The organism is Maricaulis sp., from assembly GCF_039978735.1.
GTDB lineage: Bacteria > Pseudomonadota > Alphaproteobacteria > Caulobacterales > Maricaulaceae > Maricaulis.
Map to the genome: position 1 here is coordinate 53,412 of NZ_JBDWAS010000043.1, position 11,369 is coordinate 64,780.

Consider the following 11,369-nt stretch of genomic DNA (forward strand, 5'->3'; position numbering starts at 1 on the left):
ACTAGCCTCGTTCGAAGTGTTGACACAATGTCCCCAGCCCCTGGGCTAGAAGCATTGCCTTGCAGGCCATCTCGGACTTGACACCCCGGCCATGCGGCAGGCTTCCCAGGTCGAAATCCTCCATCGGATGCCCGCCATCGAGGACAATCCAGTCGGTCAGCCTGCGAATCACCCGGCCCCATTCGGGCACGATGGACGCATGCTCAAGCGCGGTGCGGGCCCGGCGGAAGCGGTCGGCGGCGTCCATCCGGTTGAGGACGGCCAGCTCGGTACAGCCCGCGCCGCCACCATCGACGCGGATGTCGGCCGGATCGCGGCTGGCACCGCCGACCTTCAGCTGATCGGAGAGGGCGGCATAGTCGGCCGCGGCCGCAACCTGCTCACGCTTGAGCAGCCCGCCCTTGCCATTGCCCGGGGCGTACAGCCGCGCCACATAGGCATTCGGCGCCAGGATTCGGACCTGCCCGCGCTCGATCTCGATCCCCCGCACCGCGGCCGTGAAGGTGTCGATATCGGCATAGCGCGTTGACGATCGCAGCGCCTCGCCTGCCCGTCGCAGGGCATCGAGACGCCCCATCGCCGCCTGCCCTTCGGCGGAGGCGAGAAAGGCTTCACGCCGCTTGCGCTCGGCTTCCAGCCGCGCCGAACGCCGTTCGTCCGCCCGGGCCTCGTAATCGGCCACATCCGGCCGCTCATCGGCCTTGCGCTGCGCCTGCACCGTCACCCCCTCCCGCATGGCTGGCGTGGCCTCAAGCTTGCCCATGGGCGACCTCCTTCGGTTTGAGACGTTCGGCCGGCGGTTGCGGGCGAACAGTTGTGTTCCAGCCCAGCGCCTTGATGGCGCCGATGAAGACCCGGCCGACTTCGCGACAATTCATGCCGGTGGACTGGACGGCGAAGCCATGCTCCGGATCCGGCACGACGACGAAGCCATCCTCGACGCAGGGCGCCAGATCGGTTTCCGTCCGGCCGCACTCCAGCGCCATGTCAAACAATCGCCCGGCCTCGCCGTCCGGCGGGGTGTAGGGCATGGTGATTTCCGCTGTGAGACGGGCCCAACGGGCCTCGGTCATGACCTGGACACGCGTTCCGGTCCTGTCCGTCAGCGCACTGCCGAGCCCGGCGAGGTGTTGCCGGAAGGCTTCCCACCCGGCCCGATCGGGGCAGACCACGGCCCAGCGCTCCGACCCGTGATGCCGGTAGGCGCGCACATCCACCGGCGACAGGGCGGCTATGGCCCGCGCCTGTCCCAGCCCTTCGACCAGATGCGCCGTCACCGCATCGCGGACCCTGGCCTCGACCAGGGCGGGCATCAGCTCGACATCCGGATCGAACCACACGCCGGCCACCCGCTCGCCGCGGGTCATCCTGCGCGCGCTGGTACTCATAGAACTCTTATCGATAAAAGAATCGACTCTGCTGTGATCGCAGTGATCACACCCCCTGTGATCGCAGTGATCACACCCCCCCTGTGATCCACCCGTCACACCCCCCCCTGTGACGCGTCGATCACAGGGGGTCGCGTCCGGGCCTTGCACGGCAGGGGCATCCGCGGTTTGATCCGGGCCCGGTGGTCCGGCGCGACCGTCCGCGACGGCATCGGCCGGTTCCGCCACCTCGTGCCCGGCCGGATTTGCCGCCTCGCCAGTATCGAGGGCCGCATCAACGTCCGCATCCGGAACGTCTTCCGCCTCCCCCTCACCGGCCCGCGCCTGGCGCTCCTGCTCCAGTGTCAGGACAGCCCGGCGGCGCTTGTAGGTCGGCGACTCCAGCCGCTCGCCGCACGGGCCGAAGGGCGGGTCCAGGATCACGCGATAGCACAGTAGCCCCTTGAGCTTGGCCATGGGGTCACGGCTTTCATAGACCTCGACCCAGCCCATACTCTCCAGCCGGTTCAGCGAACGGTTCACCGTCTCCCGCGTCAGCTTGGCTTTCTTCGCGATCCGGTCCTGCTTGGTGTCATTCGCCCAGCCCCATTTATTGGTACAGGCGCCCAGGCCGCACAGGACGCGCAGATCGGTCGCGGAAATGCGCTTTTCGGCAACATCATCCAGGGCCGCGACCGGAATAACGGACAATCGGCTCACGAAACGGCCTCCTTTCGGCGATAGGCCCGCGCACCCGGCGGGATCGGCCGGTGCGCCACGGGCGGCGCACCGGGATCCCCCTCGCCGCCCAGGGCGGCCCGGAAGGCAGTCAACTGGTCAGGGTGCAGGGCATGCGTGTCGGACAGGCGCGCCGGCCGATCCGCGGGTGTGCCGCTTCGCACCAGCCAGCCCCACTCGATCAGACGATGCGCCAAGGCCGCCACAAGCGCCGCCACGGCGCGCGCATCGTGCGTGCGGCCGTGAATGCCCAGATCCAGCGACATGGCGGCCCGTGCGGCCTCCACGGGCCCGCGCGCCAGGCAATGGGCCAGGATGGCCTGCGGCCGGTCCAGCGCCCATTCCCAGGGCGCGAAGGGCACGGCCGGGTCGGTCAAGGCCTCCAGATGCGCCACACGTTCGCGCAGATCGGCCAGCATGTCGGCTTGGGCACGATAGAGCGGACAATCACACATCGCCGCCCTCCCGCTTCAAGAGGGCCGCATCGGTGCGCAATTCGCCGCCTTCCAATCGGCCCCGCCACCCCGGGCAGCTGCCATGCGGCCGGATCACGATGGGGCCATAGACCGTTGGCGCCAGTATGGTGCCGTCCCAGCGCAACTCGCCGGCGGCGGGCTTCACATGCCCGGCCGGCGCCAGCAGCAGCTCGTGCGCCTTGCCGCATCGCGGGCAGGCCAGCTCGAGGCGGCGGGCATACAGCCGCCCGCGCGTCACATTCCATCGCCCGTCCAGAAACTGAAATTCGCCCGGCGCGCCCACATCCTGATCGTCACAGATCAGCCGGCCCGGGATGGTGGCGCGGATCATGGCTTGCCCCCCTTGAGATATCGGGCAACTAGCGCCTGCAAGCGGGTGCGGTCACTGCTGGCCACCGTCCCCACGCCGCGATCGATGATCCCGGCCGACTGGCTGGCCTTCAGCCCGTTCAATTCCATCATGGGCGGGTCGGACCCGTCGTTTGCGACGGGAAAGATCGCCGTCACGGGCTGGGTCTGCCCTTCCCGGTCCAGCCGGCCGATGATCTGGGTGTGCGTTGCCGGCGACCAGTCGAGCTCGCCGACGATCAGGGTCGAGCATCTGTGCTGCAGCCCGTCGACGCCGGCTCCGGACCGCAAAGACATGAACATCAGGTCGGTCTGGCCGGAAACGAAGCGGTCGACCTCGCGCTGCTTGGCGGCGGCCGTCTCCGTGCCCGTGTAGTACGCGGGCTCGAACTCGCCCAGGGCCTCGGTCCAGATGTCGTACACTTCGCGATGCCACGCCGCCATGATCACCGGCTCGCCGCTCTCCAGCAGCACCCGCGCCATGTTCGCAACCGCCCCGGCCTTCGCCACCCCTGTGGCCTGCCGCAGCTTCAGGTCCAGTTCCATCGCGGCCTGCCCGCGCTCCTGGTATGATTTGGCGGTGGTGGCGGTCACCGCCAGCTGCCGGGCAATATCGTCGATCCGCGCCAGCGCACCGGCATCGTGATCGACGTATTCGACGATCCGGCTGACTTTGGGCAGCTCCTGCCCGATATCGGCCTTCGTCCGTCGCAGGAAGACATGCGCATCGCGCAGGTAATCGCCCAGCGCCACCGGATCATTGACCCAGTAGGACAGGCCGCACCATTCGCGCACAAAGTCCTCGAACGGCCCCAGCACGTCCGGCGAGAGATACTGGTAGATCGTCCAGATCTCGGCGCCCTTGTTATAGATCGGCGTGGCCGACAGGCCGATCTTGATGGCCGCCGGCTTCACTAGCTCCAGCGCGGCGGCACCCTTCGCGGCCTTGTCGCCCGTGCGCAGCTCCTGGATCTCGTCAAAGGCCACCAGCTGCGGCGCCATTTCGGGGAATTGTTCGACCCAGCCGGCCAGCTGGGTATAGCGAAACACCAGCACATCGGCCCGCGGCAGGGTGTAGGGCCGGGTTTTCTTGACGGCGTGCGCCTTCAGACTGGTGAAGGACTCGATCACGCGGCACCACTGCTGCTGCAGGTGCGGCTGACACACCACGACAGCCGGCAGCGCCCCGGGCGTCAGCATGGCCGCACATGTGGTGTAGGTCTTGCCCAGCCCGACATCATCGCCCAGCAGCAAGCCGCCCGACAGGCGCGCCATCTCCACGGCCTGCGCCTGATAGCGCCTCACCTTCTGCCCCGGCTGCAGGCCCGCATAGGCCGGCACCTTGAACCCGTCCAGAAACAGACGCTCTGTCTCCGCCTGCGACTCTTCATGCGCCAGGCGCGACCGGATCAGCGCCTGGTTGTCCGCCGGATCGATCAGCAGCGGATAGCGGTCGCGAAACCAGTCCAGATCGGCGGCCGTGCGATTGTCGGCCGGAAACTCGAACGTGCCCCGGGCGCCCTTGTTGATGCGCGGAAACACCTGTTTCAACCGCAGCGAGACATGCGCCGGCACATCCTCCATGCGCCATCCGGTCTCGGTGCGGATCAATCGGCCATACTTCACAGCCAGGCCCTCCCCAAAGACGCAAAGGCCAGCGGCTTGCCGTCGATTTCGGGCACCAGCCGCATGGCGCGATTGGAGGCCAGCACCAGGCCTTCGACCCGGCCGTGCCCGGCATAGCGGCCCAGCTGGCGCAGCGTGGCCTTCCGGCCGGCGGAATTGCGCTTCACCTCCACGCCCACCGGGCCGACCATGATGTCGATCCGCTCGCCGGGGCCGAGCACCACCTCGCGCTCGACCGGCATGGGGTGAAAGGCCCGGGACAACGCATCGGCCAACGCCTCCTGCGCACGGTCCTCGAGTGATAGGTCCACCCGGGTGGCCTCGATCACGGCCACGACCCGCGCCACCAGATCGCGCGCCGATGGCGATGCAGCCACCGTCATGTCGCCACCTCATCCAGCACGAAGTCCCATCGTGTCGGCAGCGGATCGCCCCGATGGTCCCGCGCCCGGCAATCCCCGTCGGGATGCGCAGCGGCCAGGCTGGGCTTTGCGCCCACCCCCATCCCGCCGGTGACCGAGCGTTTGCGCTTCAGCGGGCCGCGGCTGTTGGCGATCGCCATCAGAACATCGCCATGGCAGGCGCCGTGGTGATCGCAGAAACAGGCCAGGTCGCGCCCTTTCAGCTCGGCGCGGATCATCTCCACCGTCACCGGCCCGCGCGGCCCCTCCACCACGCCCCGCTCGTACAGGTCTTCGCGGAACCGCGAGACGGCCCGCTGGCGCCCCCATTCATCCACCCGATAGGGATTGCCCCATCTGGTGGCACGGGTGACGGTCACCGCCTCTTTCGGCTTGCGAAACCCCTTGGTGCGTTTCAGCTGGATCCGTTGCGGCTTGCGGCGGGCTCTAGGCATGGGGACGCCACTCCTCAGGCGGCCGCCAACACTCCTCACGGTCGAAGCCAAAGCCGGTCAGCTGGCAGCCCCAACCCCACCGCCGCAGGATTCCGGTCATTTCATTGAACGGTTCCACCACGACCGGCCGCATCCGAACGGCGTATATGCCCTTCAGCAAACGGCGGAAGGCGCCACGCCCGGGCGTTGACGCCGCAACGGCAACAATTCTCACCTCTTCAAGGACGGGATCGATGGAAATCACGCTGGCCCGCATCCAGTCCGACACCGTGAACCAGTACCGGTCGCCCGGCCGGAGGACCGTCCGGCCCGCCGCGACCTCACCATCGGCCATCGCATTGGCCGTGATCGTCATCGTGACAGGCTCGCCGATCATGCGCGCCTCCCCGGCAGCGGCGCCAGGTTCAGCTCCCCGCGCTCGATCTGGAGGGCCAGCTGATCCAGCTGGGCTTCCACCAGGGCGCGATAGCTGCCCTGCCATTCCGCCGGCGTTTCGCCCGGCTGTGGATCCCGAACAGGCAAGCGCGCGATCAGCGCGCCGGCATATTGCAGCGCCTTGCCGGCGCCTTCGCGCCGCAGGCCGTCACGTTCGCGGGCGCTGTCAGAAGCGGGGAGAGGCGCCGTCATGCCGGCGCCCCCGCACTTGCGCCGGAGAACAGGGCCATTTTGAGTGCGCAATGCGCCGTCACAGCAGACGTGTGCCAGCCCAACGCCATGATTGCGATGCCATGCTGATCGGCGATCTGCCACAGACTGTCGGGCGCTTCGCGAACGCTGACCGGCTGGATCCATGTCGGCTTGCGGTCACTCGCGGCTGTGCCATGCGGCGCCACGAGGCGGGCCGCGTGGAGGGTGATCATCGGTCCCAGGTTCATCCCCGCCCCTCCCCGTCCAGGAGGCGCCAGACCATCGCCCAGGCGAGGCGCGCGAGACCGGCCAGCCATCCGATCGCCAGCAGTCCCGCCGGCACAGGCCACAGGACAGACCAGACGAGGCGGGCGCGGCAGGGCCGCGGGTAAACCCATGCCAGATGGCGCCAGGCCAGCACGGCCGACACGGCCCAGACCGCCGCGAGAGACACCACCACCAACACACTCACGACCGCACCTGCGCCAACCAGTCTTGGGTGCGGCGTATGTTCTGCTCGGCTTCCAGATGGTGCAGGACTTCCTTGTCCGTGTGTCCCTTGCGCAGAAGGTCAGTGGCAATCTTCCGGGCCGCGACCTCTGCAGGCGATATTTCGGGCTCAAGCCCGGGCACGCTCCGGCCCGCGCGCGCCTTCACCCGTTCAAGCTGCAGGTCCAGCGCACTGCGCACGCCCGCGGATGCAATCCGGTACTCCACCGCCGCGCGGCGGTATTCCTTCATCGGCGCATCGCAGATCCAGCCGACACGCAGCAGGCCGCGCGACTTGTCGGCCGATCCGCCCGGCGGGGTATGCAGCCGGTACCCGCCCAGCGGGTCTGGCTGCAAGCGCAGAAAGACCGCGCGATCCGTGACATGCACCAGCCCGCACGCCCGCTCGCCGATCGACCATCCCAGCTCTTTCAGGATCTCGGCCGCGATCGAAACGGTCACGGACTGGGTGCCCTTATTGTCACTGACGGTGACCGCCACCGGCTCACGCTTGGCGGCCGATGTCGCGCGCTTCACCACCTCGTCAAACACGCCATCCTCTGGCCAGACATCAAGCATCGCTTCTCTCCTTCTGAGATTGATCCACCGAACGCCGTTCGCCGGCGCCGGTCAGGGCGCCCGCTTCCAGGCGGGCCAGAACCTTGACGATTTCCAGAAAGGCCGAAGGCCCGTTCGCCTTCAGCACCACGGCCAGATCGGCCAGTGTCACCAGCGGCCGCGCTTCGCCGCCGCCCTTGCCCGGCGGGTTCAGCGGCGCGGCCAGATATCGATCGACGCTCGCCACCGCTTCGGCCAGGGCGCCCATGGCGGCCGTCTTGCCGCCGCGCCCGCCGGGAAAGCGCACCTCGCCCAGGGCGGTAATGCGCCCGGCGCCATCGCGGAACGCCTCGATCTGCGCCGTCAGCCCGGCCCATTCCACTTCGCACAAGACGGGCGCGTTTCCGGGTGCCGCCGTCATGACAGCCACCCCGCCGCCAGCCACACCAGGCCCGCCGCACACATCGCAACGCACAGCCAGCCGGCCGGCGGCATGTTCAGGCCCAGCACCTGTCCGCGGCGCACCTTCATGGCTCGCCCCTTTCCGGCCGGATGCCGGGAAAGCGCCGCTCCAGATCCTCGTCAAAGGCGAACAGGGCCAGGATCGCCTCGCGCACCTCGCGGCGCACATGCGCCACCTCGTGCCGCTCGACACCCTTGCCCGTGGCCTGCGCCTCGCTGATCGCGGCCACGGCTTCGGCCGCTTCCTTGATCGACTTCATGGCCAGGCCCTCGCCGCGGATCCGGTCGGGCGACGGGATCAGCAGATAGCCGCTGGCCGCGGCCAGTTCGGCCGTCACGAAGGGAAATTCGCAGCGCGGTTCCAGATCGACCAGCTGGTCCACCCCCAGCCAGTTATCCTCCCAGTCATGGCGGATCGCCTTGCGCAGGGTTTCATCGCTGCCGCGCGTGCGCCGCGCCGCCTTCACCGTGCCGCCATTGCGGTCCATCACATCGGCGCTCGCCGATTTCAGCGATTGGTACACGCGCGCGGGGTGCACCCGCTGCTCTGGCGATCTGGCAACACCGCTCATCGGCGGGCCCTCCGGCTGGTGATCGATTGGACGGCCAGCGCCGATTCCACACTCAGGCCCGCATCGCGGCGATAGGCTCGCCGGCAGTTACGCAGAGCATGGAGGCGGTTCTGGCCAGACAGGATGACATGACGGCACCCGGCCCGCTTGCGGCCCTCGCCACGGCGATGGGCCTGCCGGCCGACACCGCGCGCGATGCCCGCATTGCCGCCTGGCTGGACGGCGACGGGCCCAACGCACAGGGCGCGCCCCGGGCGGAACCGGATCGGGGGTCTGCCCTGCACCGCGCGGCCCCGGGCGGCTGTACCCGGCAAGCCGGGACGGCAGAAGCAGACCCCCGCCCCACCCGTGAGACGCGGCAGGCCGGCGCAACGGGCGCAGCGCACGGCCCACACGGGCAGAGACAGGTAATCAAGGACGAAAAGGCGGGGGCATCCGCCGCGCACCCGGCCGGTCAGTCGTGGCCGGGCGTGAACGCCGCAACGGATGCCCCCTCCCCTCGCGTTGTTCGGCTGGCCGGCGGCGTTCATGGGGGCGAACGCCCGGGGGGCACGCGAGGGGTATGGGAATGAACGGACAAGCGCATGACGCCGGACCGCGGGCATGGCAGGCTGCGCCCTCAGAACGGAGCGCCCGCCATGAACTACGAAAGAGAAAACTGGCACATCGCCGAAATCGACGGCCTGCAGGTCCGCACCGATCCGGGCTACGAGGGTATGATGGAAGTCCGGGTCATGCGGCCCGAAGGCCCGGCCAGCCTCACGATCTCCGCCGCCACACTGCAGGCCCTGGCCGATCTGGCCACCCGGGCGGGTGTCTATCCGCCCCGTCATGCCGGCAACCCGCGGGAATAGTCCTGCCAAAGGGCCAGAGACCGGGCGAGATTGCGGGTGAACACGGTCGCACACCCCGGCACAATCCGCCGGCGCACAAACCCTTCTTCGGACGGCGGCAGCTCTTCAACGGCGAGCGCGGCGAGCGCGTCCAATGCCTCGCTACCGGCGTCTTCCGGCAGGCGCACGCGCCCCTCGCCCACTCGCGTCAGCACCAGAGACAGCGGCTCCCAGATGCCCAGCCGCAACACCGGGCCCCCGGCACCGGCACCGGCACCGGCATCGGCACCGGCACACCATGCTTCACGCTCCTCGATCCGCATGCCCGGCAGATCGGCGCCACCCGCCTCACCGGCCGGCACAGCGCAACCGGGCCGCGGCCCGCACGGATCGCACACCCAGTCGCACATCGCCCGGAAGTCCTGATCGTCCGCCACGCCCCAGTCGCAAACCCGCACGACACCCGCCGCGCCCGGCTGCCACTGGCTCACCATCCACGCCCACCCCTGCGGACCGTCTTCCGCCGCCACCACGGGCCACCAGCCGTGCGCACTGGCCACCGGAAAGTCCTGATCCAGACCGCGATTTCGCCAGCCATCGACGCACAACTCACGGACACGGTTTGCATCCAGCCCGGTCATCTAGGCGCCCTCCCCGACCGGAAGAGGGGCGGCCGGGGCCTCAAGACCCAGCGCGCGCTCTACAGCAATGAGGTTTTTGATCGAACGAGGTCGCCACCCGGGGCGCGCCATATCGTACAGAGTGGCGGCCGGCACCCCGGCTTCGGCGGCAACCTCGCCGAGCTTGCGCGCTTTGTTCTTTGCCGCTTCCTGCAGTCTGGCGATGTTCGCTTCGGTCGGTGTCATGACCGTATGAATTACGGTTTTTCGTAATCACGTCAACCGAAATTCGGATTTTCCGCAAATGCTCTATGCAAAAGCGTGTGCTACCTCACATATCATGACGACCTTGGATGATGCTGATACGCGCCGTGAGAGCGTCCGCAACGCAATGCGTCGGGCAGGTATAAACGTAAACAACTGGGCCAAATCGGCTGGCGTGCCGGCATCCACCATTTATTCCTATCTCGACGGAAAAACCCGATCCTTGAGAGAGGACACGGCCCGAAAACTCGCGGCGGCAATTGGCCTTAGCCTTGACCAACTTTATGATGAACACTCACAGTACCACACTCGAAAAGTGTGGGTTAAAGGTCTGGTTGGAGCAGGTGCTGTGGTTCAAGTTATGGATGGCGTCGGGAAAGACGAAGGCATTTACGAGGTCGCACTGCCGCCCGGATTGAACCAAGACCTAGACTACGTTGCCTTCGAGATTAGGGGCTTCTCGATGCCCCCGGCACAAGATCGATGGATCATCTATTGCCTAGATCGCCAGACATTCCAACCGGACGAAGTGCTTGGCAAAGCCTGTATAATCGAGCTGTCTGATCAGAGACTACTGTTCAAAGTCGTGCGCCGCGGATACACCCCCGGCCGCTACAACCTGGAAAGCTGGGATGGCGCACCACTGATTGAAGACGTAGAGATCGTGCGCGCCCTTCCCTTTGTCAGCATCGCGGACCCAAGCGTCGTAGCGCGGCTTTAGCTACACCGCTATCAGATCGTGCACGCTTAGCCCCAGCAGCTCCTCGGCAAGATCATCCAGCATCTCAAGTTCTTCCGGCTTGACCTTCTTGTCGGCACGAACAACTGCCACCGCAGCTATCATGAAGGCCGTCAGCTCTTGAGGTGTTCGGCGGCGAAGATCCTCATAGGCCTCCGCTATTCCGCCACTTGATGGCCTCACCCTGCGTATGCGCGTTTCAATCTGCTTCCACTCGTCATCTGAAATTCTGCTACTAGCCAGCAGCCCAACAAGGTGCCCCCTGATCACCTCCACTTCAGCAACGTGCATATATCGATCGCACTTCGATAACGCGCCGAGCAAAACAACATGCGGCCGAATGAGCTCAAACACGTCTCGCATCTTGCGCGGGTCTATATCGGCAGGATGGGCGCGCTGACTAATATCGAAACCAATGGTTTCGAGGAGGAAAACCCGCGGATCCTCAGTCTCACCGGTTTCCGCATCCCAGCACTCCACGATCCGGTCAACACGAAACTCCCGGTAGGCCCGGCGCTCACAACAGAACACGCATAGATATGGAACCCCGTCAGCGTTGAACTTAACCGCCCTGGCGATAACCGCGCGCGTGCTCTCAAATCCCTCTGGGTCCTGGTAGATGATTCCAAAGTACTGATCTTCTAGCGCCAACGGCTCGCGGGACAGCAATGCCTGATCCCGCACCTCGTCTTCACACGGTAGCACCGCCGCCCTGACGCTTTTGGGAGGATTTGACGCCGTAAGACCCAATACCATCTGCCACCTCCGTCACATATCAACCAGAAATTTTACCA

General features: G+C 66.9%; 19 protein-coding genes. 2 read left to right on the forward strand and 17 right to left on the reverse strand.

Annotated elements, in window-relative coordinates:
• Position 1: 1 nt before the first annotated feature.
• The 14 genes from ABJO18_RS11590 to ABJO18_RS11655 all read right to left on the reverse strand — a co-directional run bounded on the left by ABJO18_RS11590 (position 2) and on the right by ABJO18_RS11655 (position 8,119).
• Complete coding sequence (locus ABJO18_RS11590) at positions 2-763, reverse strand: hypothetical protein (protein ID WP_348509454.1); 762 nt, start codon at positions 761-763, stop codon at positions 2-4.
• Positions 750-2,087: a helix-turn-helix domain-containing protein gene (locus tag ABJO18_RS11595; RefSeq protein WP_348515919.1), complete on the reverse strand. Its 1,338-nt coding sequence runs from the start codon at positions 2,085-2,087 to the stop codon at positions 750-752. Before ABJO18_RS11595 ends, ABJO18_RS11590 begins: the two co-directional genes overlap by 14 nt.
• On the reverse strand, positions 2,084-2,560 hold the full coding sequence (locus ABJO18_RS11600) for a hypothetical protein (RefSeq protein WP_348506998.1): 477 nt from the start codon (positions 2,558-2,560) through the stop codon (positions 2,084-2,086). The genes ABJO18_RS11595 and ABJO18_RS11600 overlap by 4 nt, the downstream gene beginning before the upstream one ends.
• Positions 2,553-2,912: a hypothetical protein gene (locus ABJO18_RS11605; RefSeq protein WP_348506999.1), complete on the reverse strand. Its 360-nt coding sequence runs from the start codon at positions 2,910-2,912 to the stop codon at positions 2,553-2,555. The genes ABJO18_RS11600 and ABJO18_RS11605 overlap by 8 nt, the downstream gene beginning before the upstream one ends.
• Positions 2,909-4,555 (reverse strand): DEAD/DEAH box helicase, encoded by a 1,647-nt coding sequence (locus ABJO18_RS11610; protein ID WP_348507000.1) that lies wholly within the window; start codon positions 4,553-4,555, stop codon positions 2,909-2,911. The genes ABJO18_RS11605 and ABJO18_RS11610 overlap by 4 nt, the downstream gene beginning before the upstream one ends.
• Positions 4,552-4,938, reverse strand: a complete 387-nt coding sequence (locus tag ABJO18_RS11615; protein ID WP_348507001.1) for a hypothetical protein — start codon at positions 4,936-4,938, stop codon at positions 4,552-4,554. The genes ABJO18_RS11610 and ABJO18_RS11615 overlap by 4 nt, the downstream gene beginning before the upstream one ends.
• Positions 4,935-5,411 (reverse strand): DUF4326 domain-containing protein, encoded by a 477-nt coding sequence (locus tag ABJO18_RS11620; RefSeq protein WP_348507002.1) that lies wholly within the window; start codon positions 5,409-5,411, stop codon positions 4,935-4,937. Before ABJO18_RS11620 ends, ABJO18_RS11615 begins: the two co-directional genes overlap by 4 nt.
• Positions 5,404-5,787, reverse strand: a complete 384-nt coding sequence (locus ABJO18_RS11625; protein WP_348507003.1) for a hypothetical protein — start codon at positions 5,785-5,787, stop codon at positions 5,404-5,406. The genes ABJO18_RS11620 and ABJO18_RS11625 overlap by 8 nt, the downstream gene beginning before the upstream one ends.
• Positions 5,784-6,038, reverse strand: coding sequence for a hypothetical protein (locus ABJO18_RS11630; protein ID WP_348507004.1), 255 nt, complete (start codon positions 6,036-6,038; stop codon positions 5,784-5,786). The genes ABJO18_RS11625 and ABJO18_RS11630 overlap by 4 nt, the downstream gene beginning before the upstream one ends.
• Positions 6,035-6,286, reverse strand: a complete 252-nt coding sequence (locus ABJO18_RS11635) for a hypothetical protein (RefSeq protein ID WP_348507005.1) — start codon at positions 6,284-6,286, stop codon at positions 6,035-6,037. The genes ABJO18_RS11630 and ABJO18_RS11635 overlap by 4 nt, the downstream gene beginning before the upstream one ends.
• Entirely contained in the window at positions 6,283-6,510 is a 228-nt protein-coding gene (locus ABJO18_RS11640) for a hypothetical protein (protein WP_348507006.1), read from the reverse strand. Before ABJO18_RS11640 ends, ABJO18_RS11635 begins: the two co-directional genes overlap by 4 nt.
• Positions 6,507-7,106, reverse strand: coding sequence for a hypothetical protein (locus ABJO18_RS11645; RefSeq protein WP_348507007.1), 600 nt, complete (start codon positions 7,104-7,106; stop codon positions 6,507-6,509). Before ABJO18_RS11645 ends, ABJO18_RS11640 begins: the two co-directional genes overlap by 4 nt.
• Positions 7,099-7,506 carry a hypothetical protein gene (locus tag ABJO18_RS11650; RefSeq protein WP_348507008.1) on the reverse strand — a complete coding sequence of 136 codons (408 nt, stop codon included), beginning with the start codon at positions 7,504-7,506 and terminating at the stop codon, positions 7,099-7,101. Before ABJO18_RS11650 ends, ABJO18_RS11645 begins: the two co-directional genes overlap by 8 nt.
• Before the next feature lie 106 nt (positions 7,507-7,612).
• Positions 7,613-8,119: a phage regulatory CII family protein gene (locus tag ABJO18_RS11655; protein WP_348507009.1), complete on the reverse strand. Its 507-nt coding sequence runs from the start codon at positions 8,117-8,119 to the stop codon at positions 7,613-7,615.
• A gap of 638 nt (positions 8,120-8,757) precedes the next feature.
• Between ABJO18_RS11655 and ABJO18_RS11660 the strand changes: the two genes are divergently transcribed.
• A complete protein-coding gene (locus tag ABJO18_RS11660) occupies positions 8,758-8,973 on the forward strand; it encodes a hypothetical protein (protein WP_348335913.1) in 216 nt (71 codons plus the stop codon).
• Here ABJO18_RS11660 and ABJO18_RS11665 read toward each other — a convergent pair.
• Together ABJO18_RS11665 and ABJO18_RS11670 are read right to left on the reverse strand one after the other, a co-directional pair.
• A complete protein-coding gene (locus ABJO18_RS11665; RefSeq protein ID WP_348515920.1) occupies positions 8,949-9,593 on the reverse strand; it encodes a hypothetical protein in 645 nt (214 codons plus the stop codon). The genes ABJO18_RS11660 and ABJO18_RS11665 overlap by 25 nt on opposite strands.
• Positions 9,594-9,818, reverse strand: coding sequence for a hypothetical protein (locus ABJO18_RS11670; protein ID WP_348335915.1), 225 nt, complete (start codon positions 9,816-9,818; stop codon positions 9,594-9,596).
• 58 nt (positions 9,819-9,876) lie between these two features.
• On the opposite strand from ABJO18_RS11670, the gene ABJO18_RS11675 reads away from it, so the two are divergent.
• Positions 9,877-10,557: a helix-turn-helix transcriptional regulator gene (locus ABJO18_RS11675; protein ID WP_348335916.1), complete on the forward strand. Its 681-nt coding sequence runs from the start codon at positions 9,877-9,879 to the stop codon at positions 10,555-10,557.
• On the opposite strand, the gene ABJO18_RS11680 is transcribed toward ABJO18_RS11675, so the two are convergent.
• Complete coding sequence (locus ABJO18_RS11680; protein ID WP_348335917.1) at positions 10,558-11,331, reverse strand: TerB family tellurite resistance protein; 774 nt, start codon at positions 11,329-11,331, stop codon at positions 10,558-10,560. It lies immediately after the preceding gene.
• Positions 11,332-11,369 lie beyond the last annotated feature (38 nt).

What these genes read in the sequence shown, in the direction of transcription:
- ABJO18_RS11590 (WP_348509454.1), bottom strand. Translation starts at nt 763, where the DNA reads ATGGGCAAGCTTGAGGCCACGCCAGCCATGCGGGAGGGGGTGACGGTG.
- ABJO18_RS11600 (WP_348506998.1), bottom strand. Translation starts at nt 2,560, where the DNA reads ATGTGTGATTGTCCGCTCTATCGTGCCCAAGCCGACATGCTGGCCGAT.
- ABJO18_RS11605 (WP_348506999.1), bottom strand. Translation starts at nt 2,912, where the DNA reads ATGATCCGCGCCACCATCCCGGGCCGGCTGATCTGTGACGATCAGGAT.
- ABJO18_RS11615 (WP_348507001.1), bottom strand. Translation starts at nt 4,938, where the DNA reads ATGACGGTGGCTGCATCGCCATCGGCGCGCGATCTGGTGGCGCGGGTC.
- ABJO18_RS11620 (WP_348507002.1), bottom strand. Translation starts at nt 5,411, where the DNA reads ATGCCTAGAGCCCGCCGCAAGCCGCAACGGATCCAGCTGAAACGCACC.
- ABJO18_RS11625 (WP_348507003.1), bottom strand. Translation starts at nt 5,787, where the DNA reads ATGATCGGCGAGCCTGTCACGATGACGATCACGGCCAATGCGATGGCC.
- ABJO18_RS11630 (WP_348507004.1), bottom strand. Translation starts at nt 6,038, where the DNA reads ATGACGGCGCCTCTCCCCGCTTCTGACAGCGCCCGCGAACGTGACGGC.
- ABJO18_RS11635 (WP_348507005.1), bottom strand. Translation starts at nt 6,286, where the DNA reads ATGAACCTGGGACCGATGATCACCCTCCACGCGGCCCGCCTCGTGGCG.
- ABJO18_RS11645 (WP_348507007.1), bottom strand. Translation starts at nt 7,106, where the DNA reads ATGCTTGATGTCTGGCCAGAGGATGGCGTGTTTGACGAGGTGGTGAAG.
- ABJO18_RS11650 (WP_348507008.1), bottom strand. Translation starts at nt 7,506, where the DNA reads ATGACGGCGGCACCCGGAAACGCGCCCGTCTTGTGCGAAGTGGAATGG.
- ABJO18_RS11655 (WP_348507009.1), bottom strand. Translation starts at nt 8,119, where the DNA reads ATGAGCGGTGTTGCCAGATCGCCAGAGCAGCGGGTGCACCCCGCGCGC.
- ABJO18_RS11660 (WP_348335913.1), top strand. Translation starts at nt 8,758, where the DNA reads ATGAACTACGAAAGAGAAAACTGGCACATCGCCGAAATCGACGGCCTG.
- ABJO18_RS11665 (WP_348515920.1), bottom strand. Translation starts at nt 9,593, where the DNA reads ATGACCGGGCTGGATGCAAACCGTGTCCGTGAGTTGTGCGTCGATGGC.
- ABJO18_RS11670 (WP_348335915.1), bottom strand. Translation starts at nt 9,818, where the DNA reads ATGACACCGACCGAAGCGAACATCGCCAGACTGCAGGAAGCGGCAAAG.
- ABJO18_RS11675 (WP_348335916.1), top strand. Translation starts at nt 9,877, where the DNA reads ATGCTCTATGCAAAAGCGTGTGCTACCTCACATATCATGACGACCTTG.
- ABJO18_RS11680 (WP_348335917.1), bottom strand. Translation starts at nt 11,331, where the DNA reads ATGGTATTGGGTCTTACGGCGTCAAATCCTCCCAAAAGCGTCAGGGCG.